Source organism: Paenibacillus sp. OAS669 (assembly GCF_014873645.1).
In the GTDB taxonomy this organism is placed as follows: domain Bacteria; phylum Bacillota; class Bacilli; order Paenibacillales; family NBRC-103111; genus Paenibacillus_S; species Paenibacillus_S vulneris.
On the sequence record NZ_JADBDR010000006.1, the window covers coordinates 327411 to 353229 of the forward strand.

Below are 25819 nucleotides of genomic sequence, written 5' to 3' on the forward strand. Positions count from 1 at the left end.
AACTGCCCGTCAATGTCTACCTCTAAACCGTTTAATCGCATCCTCCGTCACCGGCTCGAAGAGGTTAAGAAGATTGCCGTCGGGATCGCGGAACAGCATAGACCGGTTCCCCCACGGCATCGTGGTCGGTTCCTGTACCCAATTATCGACAAATGGCTTCAAGCGCACATACTCGGCCTCGACATCGTCGACGCGGAACTCAATAATGACCGTGCGATTGTTGGCCCCCACTACGGAACCGGGGCCGAATAGCTGCGTCGTCTGGGAGTGGCCGATTGCAAGGGTGCATGATGGCACAACGAATTCGGCAAATACGGGCGCGAGGCGCTCCGCCGAAACCCCCATGACTTTTTCATAGAACTCGACGAGACGATCCACGTCGTCAGTAATGATGCGTACAGAAGCGAAATTCATAACATATCATCCTTCCTAATAATAGGCTTGGCTGTGTCCCACAGCCGCTGCAAAGCATACTTTTTACTTACTTATCTCCTTTACATTTACATGTCCCATTATAAAAAAACGCTACTGACAACGTTATGTCAGTAGCGTTTTAGAATTTTTTGGGCTTCCTCACAAATCCGATTTCGGAAAGATTCGGGTTCCAACACTATTACGCCCGCTCCCCAGCCAAGCACCCATTGCAGCAATTCATCCAGCTGACGAACGCGTAAGACCACATCCAATCCATCTTGATGCTCTTTCATATCCTCTATGAAATGATAGTTCGATTCCTTCACCTTATCTGCGATGTCATGGTCAAATCGAAGGCAGACTCGCAAGTGGCGATCATCTAAAGGAGTATACTCCCTTAAGTCAAAATGCGCCGGCAGTTCGAATCGTTCGTCCAGTTCGATAAGTTCAGCCATTCGGGACAACCGGAAATGGCGGATGTCTTGGCGCAGATCACACCGAGCCACAAGCATCCAGGACCCTTCAACGAGTACAAGGCCATAGGGAGCGACGGTACGTTCGCTATGTCGGCTTTCCGTAGAATCCGTAATTTTTTTCGAATAATGAAATCGGATCTTTCGCCCATCTAGTAGAGCTCGGCGGATCTTATCGAGATTTTCCCTTTCGTTTGACAGAACAGCCTGTTTGCCGGGAGCGAGCAATCGCAGTGACTTGCGTATACGGGAGGTCTCACTGCGGACACTGTCTGATAGAGTAACCTCGATTTTCCTCCTAGCAGCCTTAGCTTTATCACGATAATCATCATCAAATCGTTGCTCGATAAAATCTGTTCCTATAAGCAAGGTCACGGCTTCCTCTATTGTAAAACGGATCGGAGGTAGAAAATATCCCTCCATTAAGGAGTACCCTGTGCCTGTAGTGCCTGTAATCGGCACGCCTGCTTCGCTGAGCGCCTGCATGTCGCGATAGATGGTCCTCACGCTGGTTTCAAATAGTGCCGCCAAATCTTCGGCACGCACCACTTGCCTGCCTTGCAGCTCCAGCACGATGGCCAACAAACGATCTGTTTTGTTCATTGACTGCCCCCTTGAAATGTAATACTGTACAACAGAACCCTGCCGATACTTGCGAACGGCTCAGCTTAGCGGGTCTATCGGCGAAAATCGGCGACGGCGCATAACTGTTCTCGTTATCCCCACCATAAAAGCGCCGATAATCTCGTCAATCTTGTGCGGAAGATGCATAAAGCCCAGGCTTACAATCATCTTTTAAATTGGTTAAGCTCAGTCACTTCAATATCCTTTTTACTGAATTCGTAGGCTACCATAACATTCTTGACAATCTCCGTATCTTGATAGGCAAGAGAACCCTCAAACTCCAACGTATCGTTGTCCTTCCACTCTATATTATTTGCAAAACTATAATTCTCATGATCAGAACGGATCCATGTATCTAAACGGTTTTGTGCGCCAAATTTGACTCTTGCCGATTCAATTAATTCCGGGCTGACTCTACCTTCTTCAACATTTAGAATTTCGATGAATTCACTTTTATTCGAACAGGTGACTACAGCGACCAGCTTTCGATCCGGTGAAGGGATAAGTTCTTTAATATACATGGATGGTTCTGAAAAACTTCGATACGCTTTAAGCTCGTTGTCTTTTATTCTCCATAATACATTTTGGCTCCCATAATCCGAGTAATGGTTAAACAACGTAAATACCATACTGCCGTCTGCCAATTTATATATATTGGGGCTTTGATAACTTTTCGAAAGAACATCGATGGTGAAAGCAGCCGCATCAGCAATTTTTTTATTATCATTTGCTACAAACGGCTTCAGCTCGTTTAACGCTTTCATTCTTAATTTTAGATCATTAAAGCATTCTACTAACCTGTTAATGGCAATATAGACATGCTCGTCATTATCGCTTTTTAGGGCTCGTAAAAATTTTTCTGCATCGAACTCCTCAGAAGGCTCTAACTTTATGTCTTCTGCCGCTAAATATCGAATGTACATCTCTTTATTTTGATGTTTATAATATTCCATGGCTAATAAAGCCGTCGAGGTAGAACTAAATAAAATAAGACATGCAACCAAGGCGGCAATCCATTTTTTCGAAATTCCTCTTTTTCCTTTCACTTTTTCACAGTTCCCCGCCGCCTCAATTAAATGCTCATCAATGAATCCGATCTCCCTAAACAACTCTTCACTTTTCACAGGTAACCCCCTCTTTGTCCAGATAAGCTCTCAGTTTTTTTCTTGTTCTAAATAATATAGACTTCACTTTACTACTGCTCATATTAAACCTCATGGCAAGGTCCTCGATGGAATCGGAGTACCAATACCTCCGAATAAATATATTTCTTGCACGTACTTCTGTGTCATATAAAAATTGACTTATCAAATTTGCCAATTCACCCGCTTCATACTCTTTCTCTACAGTACGGGGGGAAGCCAAACATCCCTCCAATTCGGTTAGCATGACTTCAAACTCACGATTACGCTTTTTCGCTGTATTATAACCATGTTTATCCAAGGCGATATTGCGTGTAAGCCTCCCTAGAAATACAGGGAGCTTCCTGGGCAGATGAGGCGGTATTGCATCCCAAGCTGCTAGATAGGTATCGTTCTCACACTCTTCAATATCGGAATAATTGGAAAGTATGTTCCTTGCAATCACTCTGCAGTACATCCCGTATTTATTCTTAGTCTCTAAAATGGCACGTTGTGAACGTTGTAAGAATAAGTGGACTATTTCTTGATCCTCCATCCGGCCTTCTCCTCTTTTTAATCTTAACCCCTCTGATCTATTAGTAGAAATTTCTCAGAATGCGTTGCATTTCCAAGGCAATAAAATTAAAATTGTTATCCAATTAAACGTCAACGCGTCCGTTTACCTGTTACCTGTAACTCGTTCGTTCATGGGTTTATTATGTTGACGTAACATATACCACATGCTTCGATAGGTTCGGGCAGCGATCTCAACGTATTGGGAGAGGTCACTGCTTTTTATCTACTGGATTCCATGTTCAGAATGACCTTCGTATGAGGCAGGAATCGGATGGTCACCGTATCTCCGATGAAGGGATCACCGGAATTTATGGAACTGTAATGAACGCCGTCGACAGAAATCGAATAAGAATAACCCAGGTTCTGCTCCCGGCCTTGTGTACCTTTTCACTGCTGTCTAGCCGGCCTTGAGCAACCGCGTAATGTCCGGTTACAGCCCGCGGCACATCCTGCCAATAAGGGAAGACTATCCATAAAGCAAAAGCGGAAAATGCGAATAATGCCATCGTCAGCACGACCCCGAACGCTATATCGCTAAACTTCATTTTCCGTTCTTTACGTTTTTTGCCGGGCTTATGGCCGACTTTCTTCTGATAAAGAGCAAGCCGCGCCTCTTCGATGACAAGCTTCCAGATCAAAATGAACGGTATACCTAGCCCTAAAGCGGTAAAAAGCAGCAGAACGACCCAATAAACCAGCATATTTCAAATCACCCCTTCTGCAAGTATGGACGTTCGCAAGCAGCAGACCGTTGCCGAATGTCTGGAGTAGCACTACTCATCCTGTTCGCCAGCATCTGTTAAACTCCTCCAGTCATCGGACTTTGTGAAGCCTGTCACGTCCAAAGGCGCATTCTCGGGTACGCCGTCTGTTGCGGGGAATTACTCCTTCTCCGTTCAGGTAACAGTTAACCTGGGGACTGCCGCCAAGCAGACTTTCTCGGTCGTGATCGTTCCATAATAAGGTTATCTCCCTACAGAACATGGTCTGTAAAAAAATGGCTTTTTGCTAAACTTACCGCTACTTGTTATACGGTTCATCTTAACGGGTCCATCGGCGAAAAATGCAAAAGAAGCCTGCCGCGGCACGCTCCTTCGTTTTAATCTTAACTATCAACACTCATCTCGTAGCCAACAAGCGTTTTAGATTGTCATCAATAAATTTATTATCGGCACGGTTGATACCGCGACCGGCAAAATGGCCCCATATCGACTCTATAGGATTATACATAGCGTTAGGCATTAGCTTAGCCTCGTATTCGTTATCGTCCGCCGGGCAGAAGAGATCTGTGCTCCCTGGCATGACGCAAGCTAGCGCTTTAATGCTTTTGAGCGCCTTTTCGAAATCTCCGTTATATAAGGGGTTTGCACTAATATCTGCATTTTGGCCTGTGCATAACATGGCTAGGACATTGTGCGGATCCATCTTCATAAAGCTTTTTTCCCAGACGCCAGCCATAAAATCTGTCAATGAGTCAAATCCCAGCTCACGATAAAGCTCCTCTCTGTAAAACGCCTGCGATACGCCCCATCCCGCATAGACACGGCCAACCGCGCGCATATCAGCGGAAGTCAACTGGTTTAGTTTGCTTGAATCGAAGTGGACAGCAGCCATGAGCGAAGCTTTCATACCCTCCAGGACCACATACGTTTGCGGCCAAGTCTTGGCGACCCCGGCGAAAGGTGCAATTCGTTCCACCATGTCTGGATAACTAGCCCCCCATTGGAATGATTGAATGCCTCCCATTGACCATCCAACGACGAGAGCGATCTTTTGAATGCCGAATTTTTCGGTCACCAGCCGATACTGGAATTTAACGTTGTCATAGATGGTTACCTGCGGAAAATTAGCCCGGTCGAATGGAGGAGGCGTATTACTGGGAGAGGAAGATAACCCATTGCCCAGCAAGTTTGGAACGATAATGAAATATTTCTGCGGATCCAGTGCCATGCCGTTTCCAATCAGCCATTCATTCTGAACATGCTGGTCGCCAAAAGCAGTCGGATAGACGATGACATTATCTTTCTTTTCATTCAATCTTCCATAAGTCTTATAAGCAAGAAAAGCGCTCGGCAACGTCACTCCCGATTGCAAGGTTACATCACCCAAATCAAAAATCTCATAATCCATCGTATTGTCTCTCCCTTCAAAAATGAAATCATCCATTGAGAATGTATTTCTTGTTGTTAGTATAGACCTGTGATACTCTCAATAAAAGTGAATATATTTCAAAGTAATATTCAATAATTTTGAAAGTAAAAAGGGGGTCGTATGATGGAATTGCGTCAACTGAATATGTTCTGTATGGTTGCATCAACTTTAAATTTCAGTCGGGCTGCGGAAGTGCTGAACTACGTCCCCTCCAACGTCACGATGCAAATAAAAGCATTGGAGGATGAGCTAGGTGTTCGTCTCTTTGACCGCTTGGGCAAGCAGCTCGTTCTCACAACAGAGGGTAAACGCTTTTTAACTCATATCCAAGGCGTTCTAAACAAATTGGATGAAGCTCGCAGCGTCGTTCATGACAATGAAAATCTAACCGGTACCCTTACGATAAGTGCCAACGAGGTTATTTGCGCCTATCGGCTTCCAGCTGTCTTTCAACGATTTCGTTCGCAGCATCCGGGAGTTCGTCTGATCTTCCGCTCCGTTCCAAATCAGCATCTCAAGCAAACGCTCTTTGAGGGAACCGCGGATGTCGTCTTTATGTTGGACGAACCCATTCGCTCAGGCGGACTTGCAGTGGAACCGTTGCTGGAAGAAAGTTTTCGCCTTTTCGCCGCTCCAGACCATCCACTCGTGAAACGAACGGTGCTACAGCCGGAAGATTTCAACGGAGAAGTGTTCCTGACGAATGAAAAGGGCTGTCCCTATCGAACCATGTTTGACCGATCATTTGAGAAAGAGGGCGTTGATGGGATTACGTATTTGGAGTTTCAAAGCGCCGAAGCCATTAAACAATGTGCAATTTCTGGAATCGGTATTGCCTTCCTACCTGAAATAACAGTGGAAGCCGAAGTTGAACGGGGCGAACTTGTTGCCCTTCCATGGCAAATTCCGGACTTGCACGTGTTTACACAGATGTTATGGCATAAAGACAAGTGGCTTTCGCCAATCATGTTATCTTTCATAGAAGCAGCAAGGGGGATTCTCCAGCGGGCTATTTGACCCCCGAACCGCAACTGTTAGAGAACGACCGAATAACCCCGTCTTGGATGTAACGGAGCTGAACGATGCTTATTTGGAATAGAGCTTCTAGCCAAGCTGAGAACGCGTCCAAGATCGGTCGACGAGAATTCCAAGCCCGTAAGGATTGGCAGCTCAAAATTTCGCCCTACTTATGATACGGTTCTCCACACCCTTAGCTCAATAAGAACTAGTTTATGCTATGTCATCTTTTTTGTTTGATTAAAATTTTGCTGACACACAGTTGTCAGTCGGGGCTCCTTATAATCGGTATTGTAAATGAGTTCGAATAACTCGCTAATCGCTAAATAAGGAGGTTTTCCCCGATGTATCAATCCATTCTAGGCTTTATTACCGAATACCAGAATGAGTCCGAATATACGCAAAAAACCCTCAGTTCCTTGACAGACGCGTCATTGAAGCAAGAGATTGCCCCAGGCTTCCGTACGCTTGGAACTTTGGCGTGGCACTTAGTGCCTAAAGGTGGGATTCTGACATCAACCGGCCTTAGATTCGAAGCGCCGCCCGAGCATAGCGAGGCTCCTGATTCCGCAGCGGAGATTGCTAAAGCGTATAGCTCCACCTCCGCTGCCCTAATAGAGGCGGTACAATCCCAGTGGACGGACGAGAAGCTGCAAGAATCCGTTACTATGTTCGGACAACAATGGAAGAACGGTTTTACGTTAGGGATTTTCCTCAAGCACGAAATTCACCATCGCGGACAGCTAACCATCTTGATGCGCCAGGCGGGACTTCCTGTCATCGGAATCTACGGTCCCTCCAAGGAAGAGTGGATCAGTATGGGGATGGAAGCCCCGGTTTAAGCATACAAAGGCGCGCTCTTTACTTTCTTGGCAAAAACGCGCACCTTCTATTTTTGAGGTTGCTGCGGCACCAAGCCAACCCGGGCTCGCGAACGTTGCAGCCCGGTTATTGGTTTAACGTGTTTTTGTTAAAGTGTCAGAACTTCCCCTTAACCGCTCTTCCAAAATCAAGCGCAGCTCATCAGGAATCCGTTCAAACTCGACCCCTTTCCCCAAAAACAAAAGCCAATCCGCATAATACTCCAGCGTCTCAACATCGGCCACATCCAGTTGAGCATTGAAAATCCCACTCGACTGGAACATCCCTGTAAAGGACAAAATAATTCCCGGCGGATGCAAGCGCTTAAAGCGCTGAATCCCAGTCGTATCAAGCTTGACAATCAGATTGGACTCACGTGCGCCAAGCCGTTTTTTGCTTAAAATCTCTTGCTCAGACCGCCTCATCTTCTGCTCGGAAATGACCGAATCCCGCAGCATCTCAACAGGCAAATAACGAAACTCATCGGTATCAAGATCATAAACCTCGACCAGCCAACGAGCGTTTGAGTTAAAAATATGAATCAAAAAAACGTCCATCAACTGCGGCCAGCCAGGACTCGGCTCATACGTCAAGCGCAAGTGCTTATCCCGCACGGCTAGCGAAATCAGCTGGTTCAATTCCGCAGGCGCCGCATCATCGAGCTCCAAAAGATTCGGATTAGCAGGATTTGTATTTTCAAAAAGCAAGATATTATTCAGCTCGATCAGCTCGTCGTGCTGGGTTTGCGACGCGATGCCGATGAGTTTTTCAGTGATGGAGCGGCGATTTTGCAAATAAGGCAGCTGCGAATTTTTTGAGGCGATAAAACTGATAAATATCGCTTTCAGCTCTTCTGGCGTGAAACGGACGGCGGACAGATACTGATTTTGCAGGACATTGTAGCCGCCCCCGCGCCCAAGCTCGGTCGTCAATGGAAAACCCATCGCCTGAATCTCGTTAATGTCGCGGATCGCCGTCGCGCGAGAAATCTTGAACTCCCGCTGAATCTCTGCAATCGTAAAATGCGCGCGGTTATTGATGAAGCGCATGATCAGGTTCACTCGTTCTGTCTTTTTCATGATTTTATTGTATCAGAAATGTAGCACTAGTACTGATTTTGATTTTGTTTTTGCAATACTTTTTGATATTCGATAAAAGGTATCGTTTTTTGATACATTTAGAGAATAGTATCAATCTTGTAAAAACAAATTCGCTAAGGAGAGATTAAAATGTCTAACTACTCCATCCAAACCATTTCAGAAAACTACAAAATGACTGCTTTCGGTGTTTTACTTGAAGACTACAACGACTGGGCAGGCAATGCAGCAAAAACTGCAGCGAAAAAAGCTGAAGTTACTGAAAACGGCAAGCTTGCCAAACTTCTCGCGCTCGCTGACGGGCAAGAATATCAAATCAACTACGTCATCGACGGCAAGGCTTGGCGCGGCTTCGGCGTGATGGGTGCATACGACGTGGAAGGCGCGGTCGTCCTTGACTTCCTCGCTGGGGACTACCTCGTGGTGCCTGGCACAGGCGCTGACAAAGACCGCCTTGCTGAGGAAATAACAGGCAAGGTTTTCGGTGGCCTCCTGCAAGAAATCACAGACTACAAATACGTTGGTCCTGGTAACTCAACATTCGTCAAAGCAGCTGAAGACGGTACATTCTACGGCGAAATGTGGCTTCGTGAAAAAAAAGTAGCAGGCTAATCTCAGTCAAAGGAGCAGTCCCATGGCAAATTACACAGTTGAACATAAGAAATCATTTACATTGACCGCTTATGGTTTTTCAATTCAATCCAATTTCCAAGACGCGCCGGCTTTACAGAAGGAAAAAGCGGAGTTTTGGGGAGGACTCAAGGCTGACGGGCGTTTTGATAAGCTCAAAGCGGCCGCAAAGGATGATCGCGAATGGTCAGTCAACGAGGTTTATCAAGGCAGACCGTGGAATTATTTCGCGGTAGAAGCCAGCAAATCGGTGGCTGACGCAACACGCATCATCGAGTTTCCAGAGAGCGAGTACATTGTGCTCGCAGGAACCGGTGACAAGGAAACCTTGTTTGATCAGTTGACTTATCGTGCTTTTGGCGAAGTCTTGTCACAAATCACTGACTATGCTTACATCGGCGGTCCCAATGCGACTTATCGCAAAGAAAACGGTGACGGCACTTTCTACGGCGAATTTTGGGTTCCTGTTGTTAAAAAATAGTAGGCTTTGACCAAAGGGCCACTCCGAAACACACGCGGAGGGCCCTTTTTGAGTTCGTTTTCTTTAAGATACCTTTTCAGTTCGGAGCTCTTTGTACCTAGTTGGGCATATGAATTGGCCTTGGGTCTAGGAATGGTGTTATCCCTCCCCCTTATTTGGACCACGAATTATGAGGTTCGAGAAGATAACCTTATTTATGCCAAGAAAAACTGTGGATTTATGTTCGCATTTGTAGGCATCATCCTCGTCCGATTATTTCTTCGGAAAAAGTTGACGGGTTCGCGTTTACAGAGATACAATTATTATTTTATTTTGCATGAGCATGATATTTTGAATACAGCCCGATCATATCAGTTATCCCAATCCCTAATCCGACACTAACGACATAAAGATCAACCCGTGGGCCCTGTTGCACCAATAACTGGAGGCTTCACACTAATTGAATAGGATTAAAGCAATGATAATCAGGAGCAAAACGATGACTGCGGATCCAACTATTTTTATCTAGCGCGGTGTTGTATAAGGCTCAGTGCTGCTTTTGGTTTCCTGCTTGTGCCATCCATACCTTAACCTCGTATTTTCTTACGGATGAGTGACTATTCCAACGATCATCCGCTGCTTCAATCAGCGCTATATCGATTATTTAAGAGCAAACTTCAATAAGATAGGAAATATTCACTGGCGAAAATTTGAAGGTTTAACAGCTGAATTTTTTGAAAGACAAGGCTATTTCGTAGAAATTGGTCCTGGAAGAGCAGATGGCGGTGTCGATGTTAGAGTTTGGACACACGACACTAATCTTGCAGGGCCACCAACAATTCTTATTCAGTGTAAAAGACAAAAAGATTTAGCCGGGATGGATAAAAAGGTTGCCAAAAGCACACTCATGACTCTACTTCTAACAACATTTTCTTATCAATCAAAAGTCACTACCCTGCTATGACTTTTTTTTGATACCTTAAAGAAAAGGAGGGAGGAATCCTGTGTCCGCCAAGTCCCAGAGCTCTTGTGATTGGGTCCGTAACAAGGTGGCAGATGCCGTACCGTACAGGCATTGGTTTGATTATGTGATCACTGGCACTCGGACCTTATGGTTCCTGCTGGGGGTTCATTACCTCCTAAGCCGCTCTGGCGGCGATTTAAGCGGTAGCTCGGGGTTTGCAACCACGGGTGATCGGTGGTTCATTTTGCTGTTTTACACCTTGGCTTATGTTACGCCGATGGTACTCTTTTTGCGCCGCGGCATTCCGCGGATGTTCCCGGTTCTGGCCGAATTATTGCTTAACGGAACCTTTTTCTGCTTGATGGCAGCAAGCCCGACGGTTGAATTCGCATTCTATAATTTCCCTTCCATCATGTTGGGGTATATGAGTGTCGGCCGAATCGCCGTCTTCTCGGCTGCAACATCCGTTATTTTCATTCCATTACTGGTCGGATGGTTTCGGGGGACCGGGATAGAAACGACAATCAGCGTGGCCATCGAATTCGGGGTTCTCTACGGCAGCGGCTTCTGCTTTCAAAAGTTGATTGCCTCCTACGGATTGATCACCAAACAAAACCAGACTTTGGAGCTTTATGCCAAACAAATCGAAGCACTGACGCTGACGGAGGAACGGAACCGACTTTCACGTGAACTTCATGATACGGTCGGCCATACGTTTGCCACGACAATTACGGGGATGGATGCGGTGCATTACCTCATCGACGTCGACCCGCAAGAAGCGAAAAACAGTCTACAGGAGCTGCTTGAAGTGACGAGAAACGGACTTGACGAGGTTCGAAGGCATATCCATCAGATTGCTCCGGAACAGGAGGAGCGGACGCTTACGGAAGCTCTTTCGCAAATCGCCGGTGAGTTTGCACTCCATACGGGCACCGAAATTGCGGTGCATGTCGAAGGAACGGAGTATACGGTCTCGGAAAACGTTCGATTGACGATGATCCGTTGTCTGCAGGAATCCTTGACTAACGCCAACAAGCATGGAAAGGCTTCTTCGATCCGCATTGAGCTTGCCTACTCGGAGGAATGCGTCGAAATCAAAATTGCCGATGACGGAAAGGGCGCAAGTGAACTGGTAGAAGGCTTCGGGTTAAAGGCTATGTACGAACGGGCGGCAAATCTGAACGGCACCTTGGCTGTAACTTCACATTCTGACCATGGGACGGTAATTGCATGTACGATTCCGACGAAAAAAATACACCGGAAATGAAAGACATCCGAGTACTGATCGCAGATGATCAAGAGATCATTCGTAAAAGTCTGAAGATTGTCCTTGGTTCGGCAGCGGATATTAAAGTCGTTGCAACGGCGGCCGACGGGAAGGAAGCCGTCGATCAAGTGAATCGGTTGAAGCCCGATTTGGTGTTGATGGATATCCATATGCCCATCATGGACGGAGTAGAGGCAACCGCTATTATCAAAGCAAGGTGGTCTGAGGTCAAGGTCCTTGTGTTAACTACATTTCAAGACGTATGCTACGTCGTCGGTGCTTTAAATGCAGGTGCTGAAGGGTACATCCTGAAGGCAATCCATCCCTTGGATCTCGCAGCAGCGATAAGGTTGGTGTACCGCGGAGAAACGATGATTACGCAGGAGGTGGCCAAATCGTTGTTTGCCCGCTCTCTGGGTACGGCCAATCCGAAGGAATCCCCGTACGGATTAACCGAGAGGGAGCTGCAAGTGCTTAAGTATATTTCGGACGGGATCGCAAACAGAGCCATTTCCGATCGCATGGGTTTATCGGAAGGTACGGTCAAAAATTATATTTCCAATATTTATTCCAAGTTAAATGTTCACAACCGGAAATCGGCGATGAAGAAAGCTTCTGATGAACGGCTGGTTTAAATACAAAATCAAACGACTTATACCCTTAAGGGAGGAACGAGTAAGACTCTATGACCATGAAGACTTTATTGCAACCCGAATCCCCGACATGTACCTTACGTACTCAAACGAAGCGTGTTACTCATCCGATAGCAGCGGTGCTGCTCTCCTTCGCTTTCGTTCTTGTCAGTATCCTGCTCGCGGAAACGCTGTCCGGTTCCTTGAACACGGCTCTTTCAGGACTTGAGCAGTCTCTTGTTCATCAGCCTGCCGTCTTTTCTGCTATCGCGAAGATTCTCATCCTATGGCTTTTGAATGTGCCCATCTATCTGATGCTCTGGGGGTGGCTGAAATGGTTCGAGCGCCGCCCTTTCGGTACACTTGGTTTTTCACGCCAAGGGCTCGTTTCTGGATACCTCCGAGGCCTATGTATCGGCTTCCTGATGATAAGCTTTGCGACAGGTATCGCGGTTCTCTTGAACATCGGAAGCTTCACTCCCTTAAGCGGTCCGCTGGAAGGAGTGCCGGCACTTGGAGGAATTATTCTCGTCTTCCTCGGGTGGGCAGTTCAAGCCTCGGCAGAGGAGGTGTTGTATCGCGGTTGGCTGCTTCAGACGATCAGCATCCGCACGAACCCTTGGATCGGGGTTTTGCTTTCTTCCCTTTGTTTTGCCTGTGTTCACGGTCTGAACAACGGCTTCTCTCCTTTGGTCCTCTGCAATCTATTTCTGTTCGGGTTATTTCTTGCGCTCTATCGCATCGATAAAGGATCGCTTTGGGGAGTGTGTGCCTGGCACACGGTATGGAACTGGGCTTTAGGCAACATCTACGGGGCAGAAGTCGGTGGCAGCGCGGCAGAGGGTGGGCATCTGTTCCATCTCCAACTCACCGGATCGGATTGGCTGACGGGCGGGGCATTCGGCTTGGAAGGCAGCATCGTCACCACAACGGTATTTTTGATCGGAATTGGATATGTGTCCGTAATGCTCAGACGGAGGCAATGGAAGGAAAGAAGATCCGTTGAACAGGCAAACGGCTGACATTTTCTGATCGTTCTTATGAGATTGTACGTTAATCATATTGTTATATTCGTTTCCGCAATACAGCCTACACAGTTTTAACTTTAGGTTCAATACGATCCGAACGATTAAAGCAATGTAATTTATCGAGGCAATTCTGGAAGAGACGCTCCGGAGTTGCCTCACCCGCTTTTATTAGGTCAACAGCCGATACCGCACTTACGCGGCCTGCTCCCTCATGAAAAGCGCCTGCGTAGCCAAACTCTCTCCGTTTCCGCTAAGGATGCCGGTTTCGACAAACCGCTTCATGGCGGTTCGGGCATAATCGGCTACGCCATCCGCATCCGGAAAGCTTTTCAGGGTGCGCCATCTTAAACCCTTCGACAGCTCGTTAAATGATTCCAACACCTGATAGAGGATCACCATCATGTCTTTGTAGCGAATGGAGGCCTCGGGCGCAAAGTTGCCGTCGCCTTCGGGAGACCCGTGCAGCAGTTGGATTGTGGAAAATGACATCGTCCGCATTCATCGGCACCGGCACCGCATCGGCGAATTCGAAACCGGGCAGCGAATATCGTTGCTCCGCCTTGGCGGTGTCCCAATGGTTGCTGCCCGGAATTACTCATAGGCACGACTTCTCGTCTAAGCCCAAACGATGTCTCAGATATGGAAAGATACCTAAAAAGAATGGCCTTGGTTAATTAGCTTAGTTACCCGGTGGCCCCTCATAAATTACAATCCTACAAATTTCGATGTCACTTATGGTAAGGTTCAGCTTAACGGGTCCATCGGCGAAAAATGCGAAAGGAGCATGGCGCGGCGCAGGATTACCAACCTTTCAATGCCCGATTCTGCTTTCATAAATCTACACAGAAAGCCGCCGAAATAATCGGCGGCCTTATTAACAATAGACATCTTCCTAGTGTTATACATTGATTAAGGGCCAAGCTTTTTAGCAATCCTTTTCCTGACTTTTCTCCAGAAGCCGTTATTTCGCCAATTAATATGCTTCTCATTGTAGATCAGCAGACTATAGGAGGACCACAGCATAGATGTTCGAATAATTGCATATGCACCCATGGCGATCAAAACGACGCAAACCGGATAATAAGGGACTAATGCGTCTCCGGAGATCCCCTTTCTCTCTAGCAAAAAAGCCATTCCGCCTACCACCAACATACCAGCACCGACGATGATTACGGTTGCGTACCTACTCTTCAATCGATTCAAGCGTTCCATCAATTGCTTCACATAACCCTGATCCAGCATAAGAGCTTCTTTCTCCAGTACGTGGTACCGTTCCTCGTCTTTAAGTATGGCGGATATGAGCGTAATGACGCCTCCTGCCGCTAACAGAATAATAAGAAAGGAATATACGACTTCCTGTCGAAACATCAAATACGGCAAACAAGCCATAATTAGCAGGAACACGCCTGACGCGATGCGATTGGTTGACTTCTGCTGATGACTCAAATACCCTTCCGCCATCTCTTGGCTGACATAATACCCACGCTCGTCAACGCCGCCCTTCACCTCGCTCTCCTTCAGCAAATAATCGACGGACACTTCGAACAGGTTGCCAATCATTAGCAGCTTTTCGGTTTCGGGGAACCCTTGTCCGTTTTCCCACTTGCTGACTGCCTGTCTGGTCGTGCCTAGTTTTTCGGCTAGCACTTCCTGGGAGTAACCTTTTTCTTTTCTAAGTTGCAACAATTTTTCACTGAACGTCATAGGCTTGATCTCCTTTGCTATTTGTGACCTTAAGTATAGAAAAACAATGGAGTCAATGCTATATGATTGAGGTTGCGTTTGCGCCACTTACAGTTGCAAATGCGTAATAGTCAGAAAATCGCTGCCCGTTAGCTTAATAAAATGAAAAAGCGCCGTTTATGGGTCGATATGGGTTGTATCTCCAATCCAACCCTCTCACCTTCCTTTGGACGATTATTCTGAAACACCAAAAATTTCGCCGTCACTTATGATACGGTTCACCGCGCTGTCTGTAACGGCAAGTTTTAAGGGCCATCCTTCGTTGGGACGGCCCTTTCTTTGTTCTTGCTTTGTTCAAAAATTCGCTCTTGAAGGGAAACCAGTAAGCCGTTACCGTCCAACAACTGATCTAGCTCCGCTGCAAACCGTTAGCTTGCACAATACCGTTCAAGATCACTTCAATCCCCCAATAGAACCGTTCCTTCGAAACGGTGTCTCCGGAAAACAACTCCTCTTTCAGACTGTGAATGAGCGGGAAACGAACCGGATCTGAAGCTTGGTAAGAACGTTGGATGGCATTCATCTGTTCCTCTCCATGCCTGGACCTAGCGGCCTTCTCGAAAGCGACTGAGGAAACATACAGCAATAATAGATCCATTCCCCAAGCAGCGGAAGTGGACGTAATACCACCCTTGTGCAGGACCGTAAGTAGGTATTCATTCAACCGGAATGCATGGGTCCCTACCGGAATTGCCTGAAGTGACAGCTCCGCAAGTCCAGGCTGCTCGATTAGCAACATCACATATGCATCCAAAGCCCGGAAAAGCTGTTCCTTCCAATTGCCTTCCGTTAGCTCTGGCAGCACGAGCTCCCCAAGTCCATAATCCAGCACATAGGAGCTCAACTCCTGCAAGTTCTTTACGTAAACATAGAGCGAGGAAGGTCCGGTGTCCAGTGCTTTGGCCACCTTCCGCATGCTCATGCCTGGGGTGCCTTCTTCTTTCAGCAACTCATAGGCGGTCTTTACAATCAACTCATGGCTGAGCGGTTCTTTGGCCGGACGAGCCCGGCGACTTACAATTTTACGTTTAGGTTTCATCATACTTCTCTTATATCATGCCGGAAGCGAATAGTAAATCCGCTTTTCAGGCTCGATTTCGCTTCGTTATACTGCTCATGGTACGAATTCATAAGCTCGTTAAGCTTCCGGGCTGCATCATCCGAGAAGCACAGGACGAGATTATCGTTTGACTCACGAGCCATCTCCGAAGAATAGGCGTACATCTTCTCCTCATAATCCTCGATCGCTTTTGCTTGATCTCCATTCCGTACGATCGCAAGTGCAAGCTCCATTGCGTCCTGCATCGCCATATTAACGCCTTCGCCAGCGAACGGAGACATGACGTGGGCCGCGTCACCGATCAGCGTAACACCGGAGTTCCTTTTCCACTTGAATCCAACCGGTAACATGTAAATCCGTCTTGGAAGAACAGCATCAGCCGCGTAGCGGATATAATTTTTGAGCGACTCATCCCAATCTTGGAAGATCTCCAGTAGTTTTGCTTTCGCTTCCTGAGGATTTTCAGACCTAATACCGCTTGTTTCGAGCCACTCCCGATCCACCCACAGGCTCGCATAGACCTTAATGCGCCCATCACCATTCAACTGCCCCAAAATGCCTTTGTGATCGTCCAATGCAAACACTTTGCCACGACGGTTGAATGCAGCCAAATCAGGATAGTGTTTAGCAGCGTCCTCAACATTAAGCTCTAACATGGTTAGTCCCGAATAACTGACATCCGTATCCGAAAGCAGCCGACGAATACGGGAGAAGGCACCGTCCGCTCCAACTACAAGATGCGCGGTATCGACGAACCCGTTCTCGAAATGAAGCTCTGTCATGCCATTGGATAGTGAAACGGCCTTGTCTAGCTTATACCCATAGCGGATGATCGCTGGGTCCAACTTGCTTAAGAGTAAATCGCAAAGTACGCCACGGTCGATCTCTGGCCGCCCTCCTGGAGCATTCTCATCAGCTACTTCATCCAAAAAACATTTTCCAGTCTTATCGAATAGGCGAAAGTCCTCCCCTTCATAACGAGCTACTTTTTGAAAAGCCTCATAAAGTCCGGCTTCCTTCAGCGCCTGTTGACCGGATTCCTCATGAATGTCAAGGGAACCTCCGCGTTCATGACTCTTGTCTTCCAGCTCCCGCTCATAAATGACGGACGGAATGCCATGATGTTGAAGAATGAGCGCAAGCGTTAGTCCGCCGGGGCCCCCTCCGATAATAGCGATACGTTTTTGATCTTTAGTAGTTGTTGTCATTGTAAACATCTCCTCAGCATATTTGTCGTTTATCAAAGTGAAATATCTTTATTGCGAACTCCATTCTTTTCGTCCAAGGCCGCAGAATACAAATTCTCTCTGCTGATAAGCTAACGCTATTTCGATTGAGGTGAGGCAGTCTTATTTTCTATACGTTTTGCAAAAAATAAACTGAGTACTAATGCCGCAATCGCAAACCCCAGAGTGATCCAGAACGTGGAACCGAAAGCATACCCCAACTGATTGAGAGTATGCTGGGAAGGTAGTTCTCTAATCTTTTCAGCTAGAAAAGCCATCGTAATCGTCACTCCGAAGGATGACATGATTTGCTGGGCTGAAGTTGTTATCGGTGTCACGCGACTGACTAATTCCTTCGGAGCCGATTTGAGCACATGAGTATTGATCTGCATCATCGTCAATCCTTGGCCTAGTCCTGCAAAGGCAAAGCTACACATAATGTACAACGGACTGGTATTAGCAGTAACTTGTGTCAATGCGAGCAATGAGCCAGATAGAGACAGAATGCCCATAATGGCAACCGGCCGAACTCCGTAACGGTCAAACAATTTGCCACCGAGGTTGATTCCCACCGTTGACAAGATTGCCTGTGGAATGACATACAGTCCAGCCTCAAGCGGCGAAAGGCCCTTAACCTGCTGCAAATAAAGAGGGAACAACAGAATGCTGCCGAACAACGCAATCTGATTTAGCCACGCGACGAGAATTCCATGTACGAATGCCGGAGAGCGGAACACCCTAAGCTCCAGCAGAGGATATTTCTGCTGCAATTCATGCCAGATAAAAATTGTAAGCATGACGATACCGAATATGAGTGAACCAAGCGTCCATGCATTCGACCAGCCCTTCTCACCAGCTTGGTGAACCGCGAAGACCAGTGAGGCGAAGGATATCGGAGCTAAGATTGCGCCGACAACATCGAGCTTGCTGTTGTGCTTCGGCTTCGCTGTAGGGAGGTATCTCCATGCCATTAGTAACGCGATAAACCCAACCGGCACATTGATGAAAAAGATCCAGTGCCAATTTATAAACTCAATAAGCCAACCAGACAGAACAGGACCGAGAATCGGTGCGAGTAGCATCGGAATCCCGAGAATCCCCATGACTGAACCACGTTTGTCGGGAGGCGAAACGGAGAACACCGTTGCAATCCCAATCGGGGCAACCATGCCCCCTCCGAGTCCTTGAAGGATACGGAAGATGATCAGTTGCTCAGGCGTTTGCGCCAGGGCACACAAGACAGAAGCAAGCACAAATAACACGATGCTCGTCATAAACATCCGTTTTGACGAGAAACGGTCCGAGAACCAACCTGCGAGCGGAATAATAGCTGATAATGACAAAGTATAGGCCGTAATGACCCATTGAATGGTGCTGAGATTGGTATCAAAGGCGCTTACCAATTTCGGTACTGCCACGTTCATAATCGTACTGTCCAAGATTACGAGGAACATTCCCGAAGTCACTGCAAGCAGCACCGGTAATATTTTTTTCAATGAAAATTCTGACTGCATACTTGCTGTTTTATTTGCTGGCCCCATATCGATTATTCTCACTTCTTTCTGTATAAATTTCAGAGCATGCTTATTGAGCTCTAATAAGCACATTTCAGTTATACCATTACGAACACCGTTCGTCAAGAACAGCGTTCGTAATGGTTATACATATATCATAACCATGACCCCCTTTTCGAGGGGTTATTTTCATTTTTAGGAGGGACAGATGAATGAGAATCATCAAGACACAGCAAGACCTTGCCGTCTTACGACTTGCTGTGACACTTCCAGTGGAACTTTCTCCTTCAGGTTGAGGAGTATTTACTACAACTTAGAGATGAGCGGAAGGAAGAAGAGGCAACCGAGTTTCGTTTGGTCGGAAGGGGCTACATCGTAGTTCTTGAAGCAGGTGACAACATTCGAGATCTTGGCAACGTGGGGTTAGACCATGAAAACGGAGGACTGCTTGGAAGTCACCCCAAGTACGTAGAAATACTCGATGTAGGTGATGGGCTCCAAACGTACAAAGTCGCCATACTGTACGATAACGACTACCTGATGACGTTCTTCACGCAGGCCGGAGCGCACGACGAGGAGGTGGAGAAATATATTCCACTTGCGCCTGGGCAAGTAAACCCACCTTTTCCTCTACTGCCGATACACATTTTGACATTGTTCTTCATCCTCCTAGATAGTTTTCTGCATACAAAAAAGCTCACTCCATTTTCAACAAGTGGAATAAGCCTTCTAAGTGTGGTCAAGTTTGTAAAGTGTGTGTTACGAGTTACAGTTTGCGACCCTTCCCCAAAAAAGTAAACTCCCTATGCTATCACTATTACCTTAATCTGCTAATAAAGCTACTATCGAGTACTATTTCTTGTCTGATGGTGTTTACCATCACTTGTGATACGGTTCAGCTTAACGGGTCTATCGGCGAAAACAAATGGCGGCCCTGTGGCCGCCAGACTTCGCTATGCCTACTCACTTTGGCAGACTCATTCAATTAATAACGGTGCTGGCCGGCAATGCGTCGACGTTATGCAACAAGCGATTGTATTAAAATTACGCTTGCCTTAAAGTGTACTTTAGCCCTATGTTCTGCTCCGATCTCCGTTCTCCAGCATATCAAGCAGCAGGCTGGAAAGCGGGGCTGGAACTTGTGCATTTTGCGCCGCCGACAGCAAGAGGCCGACATCTTTCTGCGGAATCTTACTTTCGGATATGGATGACTTCTCGGCTATCATTTTGCCATAGCTTTGATAAATTGGGGCGGTAAACAGTGTGCTGGTAAGCATATTGACCGCTGCTGTGGGATCAACCCCGCCGCGCTCAGCTATTCCTAGTGCTTCTTCCAGTGAGCGTGCGGCGGAGACGATTAGGAAGTTACCGATCAGTTTGACGAGTACAGCCGAACCGGCTTCCTCGCCAAAGTCGAAGATCCCCTTAGCTCCCATCGCTTCCAGCAGCGGCCGCACCCGCTCCTTTGCTTCCTGCGGACCCGCTATAGGAATCCACAATTGCCTGGCAGCGGCTGCCTCCGGCCGTCCAAAGATAGGCGCCTCAACATAGACGGAACCGTGCCGCGCGTGCAGATCCGCCAGCTTCCTGCCCGTATCCGGCGACACCGTACTCATTGATACATGAATACCGCCTATGCCCAGGCGTTCTAGGAAATCTTCGCTTTTGACGACGTCTTCCAATGCTTCATCGTCCCAAACCAAGGTGACGACGATGCCACCGGTTGTCACGGTGTCAGCTGGACGGACCGCCTGCAGCGCACCTTGGGCCACGAGCGGTTCCGCTTTTTCTGGGGTGCGGTTGTATACGGTCAACGCATATCCTGCTTGGAGCAGATTGGCAGCGACTGGCATACCAAGCAGTCCGAGTCCGATAAATCCAATGTTTTCTCTCATGAATTTAGCCTCCTTAGGATGTTAACCATGACGTCAACGTCATGTTTAGAGCAAAAAAATTAATCGCTTTCATTGGCCTCGAGCCATCGCTCGAAACGTTCTATATTCGACTGCAAATCGCTGCGGAACTGCCCGAGCGCTTCAAGTTTCTGGTCCGTGTCGGCCAGATGCTGGCGCAGTATGCCGAGGACTTTCCGCTTCGGCAGCACCCCGCTCGTATCCGTAAAGTAAAGCTCGATTACATCCCGAATTTCCTCCAAACTTAGGCCGATCTTCTTCAACTGATCGATCTTATGCAGACGAGCGACCGTTTCTTCCGTGTAGTAATGATGACCATTGCCTTCGCGCTCGCCAGATGGAAGCAATCCAATGCTCTCGTAATAGCGAACCGTGCGCTGGGTCACCCCGGCTCGTTCTGTCAAATCACCAATGCGCATGCGGTTCATGCTGTATCACTCCCTCCAAGATATAATATGACGTTAACGTCGTGTTTGCATGATAGCATTTGGATTGGAAAATGTAAAGGCACCTGAATTTCGCCCTACTTATGATACGGTTCCCCGTATCGTCTAAAGAGCGTAAGCCCCGAAGTAATAGTCAAGCGCTTCTTCGGAGTATCCGTCATCCCCCTGCCACTTCGCCACGGAGTTAAAATCATGACCTGCACCTCTATGTTTACGGAGCGTATCACGCCGCGTCAGCAATCCGGCATATCCCCATACTTCCATCACCACATCCCGTTCTTGTTTGCTGGAAACCATCGCATTCTTCCAACGCTTCTCCAACATCCGGGCGCTCTCATTGTCCGCACAGCTCCGAATCGCTTCGAGCATGTTGTAGAGGATGGCCACATCCTCGTCCGTACATTCCATCGCTTCCTCTCTACTGAATAGTTCGAGGTCCAGCCAACAGTACAGAAGATCGTTCAAGCGGACGCCTCCCCATTTGACCCTCTCGAAATTCAGCACATTTAAATCCTCCTCCACATATTCCCGATCCGCCATGAGTTGATGATAATTACAATCCCCGCAGCTGCTGGTATTTGTCCGTACCGAGCTCCGCTGTTCATAGGTATGCAAAGGCAATCCGGAAGTCAGAGCCCAGCTTGAAAGGGAGCTCCTCAGATAGACTTTTCTCGTAGACAGACTGTGCAGGAACGCAGCGGCTACCCGTTCTTTAGTAATCTCCTGATGCAATTTGTGCAATCGCTTAATGAGATCATCATGATGGATCGTTATAGGATCGAACATAAGCCCTTTGCTCTTGGCATAGTTGAAGTCCTCGCCAGCAAAGGCATACGGTCGGTCTTTCCATCCCCTTGAAGACCAGAAGGTATTCAGCAATATCTTTTGGGCTCTTTTATCCATTCGGCCTCCTCCTTGTCCGGCTGATTAGCGACCTTACTGTGATATCCGACCACATTGTTCTCATTTAAATCAGTATTTGCGCGCTGCATCGAACCAGCGTAGAGCCATATCTTCCGTTATAGGCTGGCCAATCAGGTGATCAGCCTGGCTGAGCTGCCAAACGGCTTCACCAAGGTCCTCTCGTTCGTGGTTTCGATGCCTTTGAGCGTGTTGAAACGCATGGTGAACGCGGTAATAGCCGCCTCGGCTTCGGGAAAGCTGGCGGCCTGTGCTAGGTTTGCCAGTGCAACGTTGTAAGCTTCGTTAGCCAGCTTGGCCAGATGTTTAGGCCAGGACGAGAACGGGCGTCCGAACTCGGCAGCCCACCATTCAGGCTTCCGCAATTGGCTCACCGAAGCATGCCGGCCCAAGAGCGGGTTTTCGCGCGTGTTTTCATTTCCTGCTTCAGACGCTTACCCTCGAACTCTTCTACATTGTAAGCGATAAAACTGTCAAGTGACGGCCACACGTTTAAGGACGGAAAGCCTTTCAGATCAGGCATGAAGCGCAGCTCCAAATCCGTTAACCGGCTATGCCGAGCCAACAAGTCCATATCGCAGAAGTTCACCCGCAAATGTAGTGAGTTTAAGTTTGGAAAGCGGCTCAGAAATGCTAGCGAGATGGGCTGCCCCAGCGGTGCATTATGTAAGGCAAGGCTCATCACTTGGTGCAGCTCACCCAGGTCGGGAATCAACAATGGGGTGTCATTCTTGCGTCTACCGGTACGCGGCGCCAGTGTCAGAGAAGATGGCGTATCGCCTGTGCCCGAGAAACGTGATAAATTGCCGGACACGCCCAGAATGAAACATCGCTTCGGAGGCTTCAGGGTTAGTCGCCCGCCAGACGAATTCATCTCGATATGCAAGCTATTCAAATTGGAGCGGCTGGCATCCACCACGGTCTCAGCAGACAGGATTGGAGCCCACATCATCTCTTCAATGGGACGCCTCTGCGCCCAATCGAAGAAGCCTGCGTCACTTCCCGTATAATGCAGATATCGCGGTCAGGGTGAACCCGCCGGCGTAGAAAAGGCATCGAATACGGTCCAATCGATTTTCGCATCAGGCGCAACATGAAGGTCAGCCTTCTTCCCCAGCTGCGACGGCCCAACCGATAGACTGCCCGGACCTGTCAGGTCGATGGGATAACAACCATCTTCTCTGATCGAACCAACGGGAGGACGAGCTTGGTTATCTTTTGACATTTTACTCTTTCTTGACCGTGCCAAAGATATGAAACGGCTTTATCCCATTTGCGAATAGGCTATCTATCAGCTTGACCAATTCTTTCGACGATAAATCTTTGCCGTTGCGTATCCAAAGGCGAAACAAAGAAATTAATGTTGATATATAAAACTCAATCAGGTATGGCGCCAAAATCTCATTTGTTGGAAGGTTCACAATCAATCTCTCAAAGGGAATTTCTCTTTTCAGGCGTTCAACAAAATGAACAGAACCATAGTCACCCAGGAGGGCTTTTAGGACAGAAATATCTTCTGTACTTTCCAAGCATTGAAGCGCATCTTGGAAAGTATGCGTAGAAAGCTCCCTGCTTGCCATTTCCTCGTTAATGGATTTCAAAACCTTCTCTTCAATGTAGTTCAGCAACTCATAAATATCTGTAAAGTATTGATAAAATGTACTGCGATTATATCCTGACTTGTTAGCAATCTCTTGAATAGATATTTTTTCAATTGGTTTTTGGCTATATAAATCACAGAACACATTTATAAAGGTCTGCCTGGTTTTGTCCGTAATTTCAGGTTGCTTGTTCATAATTTGCCTCCATTTCCGGTTCAATAGATGATCCGACAGATATTAAAAATCTGATGGTTGATGACCGTATAGTGAATCCATACAATATTATCATACAACACGTTGTTTGATCATCAATAAGGATTATCAACTCTTTGGGGGAGTCTAACATGAAAATTTTATTCTTCGGTAGAGGTGTAATATCGACCCAATATGCGTGGGCTTTCGAACAGGCAGGGCATACAGTTGACTTTTACGTTAGAAAGGGGAGGAAAGAAACCTTCGGAAGCAGTATAGAGCTTGAAATGTGGGACGCACGAAAAGGGAAAAAGCTAATAAAAGAAAGCTGGAACGTCAAACTGCATGAGGAGATCCTTCCAAATTATGATCTCATTATTGTGAGCGTCAACACGGAACAACTTCCGGAAGCAGCACAATTCCTATCAACTGCTGCAGGAAATACCCCTGTCCTCATATTCAATAACATTTGGCAAGACTTGAAGTCATCGATCGCACCATTGTCTATGAACAATGTTGTCTTTGGCTTCCCCGGAGCAGGAGGCGGCATAGCGGACAATAAGCTTAGGGGCGGCTTTTTGAAAATGGTATTTCTAGAAAAACCACGGACAGGCACTGAGCATATTAACAACAAGGTCAGAGAACTATTTGAAAGTGCCCATTTTAAAATTAGTTGGATAAAGGATATGCAAAACTGGCTATGGAATCACTTTGCCATGAATGCAGCGATGGAAGCCGAGGTGTTAAAACGGGGAAGTTTTCCAGCGCTCATGAACCATAGTGACTCATTTTCCAATCTTGGGTTGAATATGAGGGAAATGATTCCTGTACTTAAAGCAAGAGGTGCAAAGCTTGATGCCATTTCTCTCCTGCTGACTAAAATTCCACCTGGACTTCTCGGCACACTTTTTAACAAGGTTATTTTTGCAAAAGGCAGCTTACCGCGGCTTTTTGTCGAATACAACAATAGTAAAGCAGGTTTTGCGGTACTTGAAGTTGTGAGAGAAGCAAAAAAGGCAAGCATACCTTTGCCGCGTCTTACGATGGCATTTGAGAATACTGAATATGCAAAAGAAATTTAAAGAAGCCTTCGATATAACCGCTACGAGAACTGGAGCAACAAGCGTAGGCGAGGTAAGAGCGCTGAGCCGATCATTGCCGATGGGGAACATGAAGCCATTATTTCCGATGCGTGATGGGAGAAAGTCCAGTTCCTTCTCCAGAAGAAGTCATTCACGCCATCCCGCATCTTTGACGGTGAGTTCCTGTTGTCCGGGCTGATTCGCTGTCCGAAGTGTGGCGCAGCGATGGTTGCTAGTCGTACCCGGAGCAAGAAGACGAAGACGGGAGAAATCGTGAATCACTTGTATTATTCGTCTATGCCGAAGTGCTTTGGTGAGCGCTTTGGCCAAACTTGAAAGTGGCATTTTCTCGGACGAGTTAAGGTTTCACAGACGATTGACAAACAGCCAAATCAAATTTTTACTTTACACCGCAGTCATTAGGTGGTAATATCATTTCTATAATTCCATAAATATAGAAATGATGACGGAAAGGAGAATTTAATGGCTGATGTCGATCACGATCTAGTGCAAGCTGTCAAAGTATACAAGGCTCTAGGTGAGCCTACACGACTAAAAATTGCCTTAATGCTAGTAAAGCAAAAGAATCAATGCGTTACCGCGATCGGTGAACAGCTTGGTCACGTAGCTGGTTCAACGTTATCCCATCATCTCAAGCAGCTGACGGAATCGGGTTTAGTCCAGTCGCAAAAGAACGGTTCGTTTATTCACTACAGTGTTGATCAAGAAGTGGCAATGAAGTTTGCGCCATATTTACTGGCGTAAATTTTTTAAGCATCATTTCTATATCTTTAGAATTATAGAAA

30 protein-coding genes and 1 pseudogene are annotated in these 25819 nt (G+C 47.1%); 13 read left to right on the forward strand and 18 right to left on the reverse strand.

Translation table 11 applies throughout. The annotated features are described in order from the left end of the window. Positions 1-9: 9 nt before the first annotated feature. The 5 genes from GGC63_RS15915 to GGC63_RS15935 all read right to left on the reverse strand — a co-directional run bounded on the left by GGC63_RS15915 (position 10) and on the right by GGC63_RS15935 (position 3909). Positions 10-414, reverse strand: coding sequence for a VOC family protein (locus GGC63_RS15915; RefSeq protein WP_192703140.1), 405 nt, complete (start codon positions 412-414; stop codon positions 10-12). Between the two features lie 128 nt (positions 415-542). Beyond that, a complete protein-coding gene (locus GGC63_RS15920; RefSeq protein WP_192703141.1) occupies positions 543-1490 on the reverse strand; it encodes a helix-turn-helix transcriptional regulator in 948 nt (315 codons plus the stop codon). Between the two features lie 185 nt (positions 1491-1675). Further along, the gene (locus GGC63_RS15925) at positions 1676-2635 is read right to left on the reverse strand and encodes a hypothetical protein (protein WP_192703142.1); all 960 of its coding nucleotides are present in this window, start codon (positions 2633-2635) and stop codon (positions 1676-1678) included. Continuing rightward, complete coding sequence (locus GGC63_RS15930; RefSeq protein WP_192703143.1) at positions 2625-3188, reverse strand: RNA polymerase sigma factor; 564 nt, start codon at positions 3186-3188, stop codon at positions 2625-2627. The genes GGC63_RS15925 and GGC63_RS15930 overlap by 11 nt, the downstream gene beginning before the upstream one ends. A 328-nt stretch (positions 3189-3516) precedes the next feature. Then, on the reverse strand, positions 3517-3909 hold the full coding sequence (locus GGC63_RS15935; protein WP_192703144.1) for a hypothetical protein: 393 nt from the start codon (positions 3907-3909) through the stop codon (positions 3517-3519). A gap of 124 nt (positions 3910-4033) precedes the next feature. Here GGC63_RS15935 and GGC63_RS35355 point away from each other — a divergent pair, with 124 nt between their 5' ends. Continuing rightward, entirely contained in the window at positions 4034-4168 is a 135-nt protein-coding gene (locus GGC63_RS35355) for a putative Ig domain-containing protein (protein WP_412973870.1), read from the forward strand. Positions 4169-4327: 159 nt separating this feature from the next. Here GGC63_RS35355 and GGC63_RS15940 read toward each other — a convergent pair whose 3' ends face one another. Beyond that, positions 4328-5338, reverse strand: a complete 1011-nt coding sequence (locus GGC63_RS15940) for an alpha/beta fold hydrolase (RefSeq protein WP_192703145.1) — start codon at positions 5336-5338, stop codon at positions 4328-4330. Positions 5339-5482: 144 nt separating this feature from the next. Here GGC63_RS15940 and GGC63_RS15945 point away from each other — a divergent pair, with 144 nt between their 5' ends. After that, the gene (locus GGC63_RS15945; protein WP_192703220.1) at positions 5483-6376 is read left to right on the forward strand and encodes a LysR family transcriptional regulator; all 894 of its coding nucleotides are present in this window, start codon (positions 5483-5485) and stop codon (positions 6374-6376) included. A gap of 344 nt (positions 6377-6720) precedes the next feature. Then, positions 6721-7218: a DinB family protein gene (locus GGC63_RS15950; protein ID WP_192703146.1), complete on the forward strand. Its 498-nt coding sequence runs from the start codon at positions 6721-6723 to the stop codon at positions 7216-7218. A gap of 114 nt (positions 7219-7332) precedes the next feature. On the opposite strand, the gene GGC63_RS15955 is transcribed toward GGC63_RS15950, so the two are convergent. Then, positions 7333-8316 carry a helix-turn-helix transcriptional regulator gene (locus GGC63_RS15955; protein WP_225948241.1) on the reverse strand — a complete coding sequence of 328 codons (984 nt, stop codon included), beginning with the start codon at positions 8314-8316 and terminating at the stop codon, positions 7333-7335. Positions 8317-8466: 150 nt separating this feature from the next. Between GGC63_RS15955 and GGC63_RS15960 the strand changes: the two genes are divergently transcribed. The 7 genes from GGC63_RS15960 to GGC63_RS15990 all read left to right on the forward strand — a co-directional run bounded on the left by GGC63_RS15960 (position 8467) and on the right by GGC63_RS15990 (position 13309). Then, positions 8467-8946, forward strand: a complete 480-nt coding sequence (locus GGC63_RS15960; protein WP_192703147.1) for a hypothetical protein — start codon at positions 8467-8469, stop codon at positions 8944-8946. Between the two features lie 22 nt (positions 8947-8968). After that, positions 8969-9445: a GyrI-like domain-containing protein gene (locus GGC63_RS15965; RefSeq protein WP_079911345.1), complete on the forward strand. Its 477-nt coding sequence runs from the start codon at positions 8969-8971 to the stop codon at positions 9443-9445. A gap of 48 nt (positions 9446-9493) precedes the next feature. Further along, complete coding sequence (locus tag GGC63_RS35360; protein ID WP_192703148.1) at positions 9494-9826, forward strand: CcdC protein domain-containing protein; 333 nt, start codon at positions 9494-9496, stop codon at positions 9824-9826. A gap of 211 nt (positions 9827-10037) precedes the next feature. Beyond that, positions 10038-10388 (forward strand): restriction endonuclease, encoded by a 351-nt coding sequence (locus tag GGC63_RS15975; RefSeq protein ID WP_192703149.1) that lies wholly within the window; start codon positions 10038-10040, stop codon positions 10386-10388. A gap of 40 nt (positions 10389-10428) precedes the next feature. Then, on the forward strand, positions 10429-11655 hold the full coding sequence (locus GGC63_RS15980; RefSeq protein ID WP_192703150.1) for a sensor histidine kinase: 1227 nt from the start codon (positions 10429-10431) through the stop codon (positions 11653-11655). Then, positions 11619-12290, forward strand: coding sequence for a response regulator transcription factor (locus GGC63_RS15985; RefSeq protein WP_225948242.1), 672 nt, complete (start codon positions 11619-11621; stop codon positions 12288-12290). Before GGC63_RS15980 ends, GGC63_RS15985 begins: the two co-directional genes overlap by 37 nt. A 50-nt stretch (positions 12291-12340) precedes the next feature. Next, entirely contained in the window at positions 12341-13309 is a 969-nt protein-coding gene (locus tag GGC63_RS15990) for a CPBP family intramembrane glutamic endopeptidase (RefSeq protein ID WP_192703151.1), read from the forward strand. 198 nt (positions 13310-13507) lie between these two features. On the opposite strand, the gene GGC63_RS15995 is transcribed toward GGC63_RS15990, so the two are convergent. From GGC63_RS15995 to GGC63_RS16050, 11 genes and pseudogenes are all read right to left on the reverse strand, one after another. Continuing rightward, entirely contained in the window at positions 13508-13804 is a 297-nt protein-coding gene (locus GGC63_RS15995; protein WP_225948243.1) for an S-layer homology domain-containing protein, read from the reverse strand. A 420-nt stretch (positions 13805-14224) separates the two neighbouring features. Continuing rightward, positions 14225-15019 carry a helix-turn-helix domain-containing protein gene (locus GGC63_RS16005; RefSeq protein ID WP_192703152.1) on the reverse strand — a complete coding sequence of 265 codons (795 nt, stop codon included), beginning with the start codon at positions 15017-15019 and terminating at the stop codon, positions 14225-14227. Positions 15020-15407: 388 nt separating this feature from the next. Next, on the reverse strand, positions 15408-16100 hold the full coding sequence (locus GGC63_RS16010; RefSeq protein ID WP_192703153.1) for a TetR/AcrR family transcriptional regulator: 693 nt from the start codon (positions 16098-16100) through the stop codon (positions 15408-15410). Next, positions 16097-17326: an FAD-dependent oxidoreductase gene (locus GGC63_RS16015; RefSeq protein ID WP_192703154.1), complete on the reverse strand. Its 1230-nt coding sequence runs from the start codon at positions 17324-17326 to the stop codon at positions 16097-16099. The genes GGC63_RS16010 and GGC63_RS16015 overlap by 4 nt, the downstream gene beginning before the upstream one ends. Positions 17327-17442: 116 nt before the next feature. Next, positions 17443-18984: an MDR family MFS transporter gene (locus GGC63_RS16020; protein ID WP_225948245.1), complete on the reverse strand. Its 1542-nt coding sequence runs from the start codon at positions 18982-18984 to the stop codon at positions 17443-17445. 297 nt (positions 18985-19281) lie between these two features. Continuing rightward, complete coding sequence (locus GGC63_RS16025) at positions 19282-19470, reverse strand: hypothetical protein (protein WP_163852832.1); 189 nt, start codon at positions 19468-19470, stop codon at positions 19282-19284. A 461-nt stretch (positions 19471-19931) separates the two neighbouring features. Further along, positions 19932-20753: an NAD(P)-dependent oxidoreductase gene (locus tag GGC63_RS16030; protein ID WP_010502420.1), complete on the reverse strand. Its 822-nt coding sequence runs from the start codon at positions 20751-20753 to the stop codon at positions 19932-19934. Positions 20754-20812: 59 nt separating this feature from the next. After that, on the reverse strand, positions 20813-21199 hold the full coding sequence (locus tag GGC63_RS16035) for a MerR family transcriptional regulator (protein ID WP_173185073.1): 387 nt from the start codon (positions 21197-21199) through the stop codon (positions 20813-20815). Positions 21200-21322: 123 nt separating this feature from the next. Next, positions 21323-22120: a hypothetical protein gene (locus GGC63_RS16040; protein WP_192703155.1), complete on the reverse strand. Its 798-nt coding sequence runs from the start codon at positions 22118-22120 to the stop codon at positions 21323-21325. 69 nt (positions 22121-22189) lie between these two features. After that, positions 22190-23363: pseudogene (locus GGC63_RS16045) on the reverse strand (hypothetical protein). 1 nt (position 23364) lies between these two features. Further along, positions 23365-23934 (reverse strand): TetR/AcrR family transcriptional regulator, encoded by a 570-nt coding sequence (locus tag GGC63_RS16050; RefSeq protein ID WP_192703156.1) that lies wholly within the window; start codon positions 23932-23934, stop codon positions 23365-23367. 149 nt (positions 23935-24083) lie between these two features. Here GGC63_RS16050 and GGC63_RS16055 point away from each other — a divergent pair, with 149 nt between their 5' ends. The 3 genes from GGC63_RS16055 (at position 24084) to GGC63_RS16065 (ending at position 25778) form a co-directional block, all read left to right on the forward strand. Then, positions 24084-25013, forward strand: coding sequence for a ketopantoate reductase family protein (locus GGC63_RS16055; RefSeq protein ID WP_192703157.1), 930 nt, complete (start codon positions 24084-24086; stop codon positions 25011-25013). Positions 25014-25199: 186 nt separating this feature from the next. After that, a complete protein-coding gene (locus tag GGC63_RS16060) occupies positions 25200-25349 on the forward strand; it encodes a recombinase zinc beta ribbon domain-containing protein (protein WP_142497157.1) in 150 nt (49 codons plus the stop codon). 147 nt (positions 25350-25496) lie between these two features. Then, a complete protein-coding gene (locus GGC63_RS16065; RefSeq protein WP_192703158.1) occupies positions 25497-25778 on the forward strand; it encodes an ArsR/SmtB family transcription factor in 282 nt (93 codons plus the stop codon). Positions 25779-25819 lie beyond the last annotated feature (41 nt).